This window comes from Vibrio sp. D173a (assembly GCF_030248475.1).
This window is the reverse complement of record NZ_JAHGAH010001496.1, coordinates 1-852: the sequence shown is the minus strand read 5'-3', so window position 1 is coordinate 852 and position 852 is coordinate 1. Positions and strand designations below refer to the sequence as shown.

General features: G+C 49.2%; 1 pseudogene. It reads right to left on the bottom strand.

From position 1 onward, the window contains the following. Window position 1: 1 nt before the first annotated feature. Window positions 2–852: pseudogene (locus KIV40_RS34310) on the bottom strand (MMPL family transporter); the annotation flags it as partial.

Genomic DNA, 852 nt, shown 5'->3' with positions numbered 1-852 from the left:
ATCATTTCATCCTTCTGTGCATTGGGCTTTCTTCTGACTCTATGGCCATTGGCGCTAGTAGCCATGCGATGAAGATACCAGTGAGCACCGTGATGCCAAAGCTATGGATAGCGTGAGTTTGGCTTAGCGATAGCAACCCAAATGAGAGTAGGGTCGTGATACCTGAAAGAGAGATAGCCAATAAAGTTCCGAGCGATTTTTTCTGCTCAGCAAAGAATAGGGTGTAGTCGATACCTATGCCTAAGATCAGAATCAAGCCCAGCAAATTGAATAGATTAATGCTCGACCCGACCAATACCGTTACGCCAAGCCCTGCCGCTCCGGCAATAACGGATGGTAGTAACATAATAATGGCTCTCTGTGGGCCGTAACGCCATCCAAGTACAAGACCAATGACAGCCAGTGCAACCAGCAGCAGCTCAAGCACTTTGATGCGATACTCCGAAAATAGCGAAGAGATCTCATCAGCCTTGTTGAGGTACTTGGCATTCAATAGCTTGGTCTCTTTATTATTCAGCCACGCATCGAAGCGCTCTGGGTCCTGAATATCTTGCAGCAATACGATTGCGGCTTGCTGGCCATTAATAGGCTCAAGCCACAATGAGCGCATCGGCTCAGACACGGGGGAACGTAAGAAATCTGCTACGGTGATCTCTCGATAAGACGGCAGCTCAGGGAAAGTCGCCCAACCTAATCCGCCCTGTAGAGACTGGCTTTGGTTGCGATACAGTTCGCTGACCAGTTGATAGTTGAGCTTCTGCTCATTGATGGTCGGCAGTAGCTGGTGGATGCTGCGATAGCCAGATAGGGTGTTATTCGCCACCAATTGATCAAGCTGACTGCCGAGGCGTT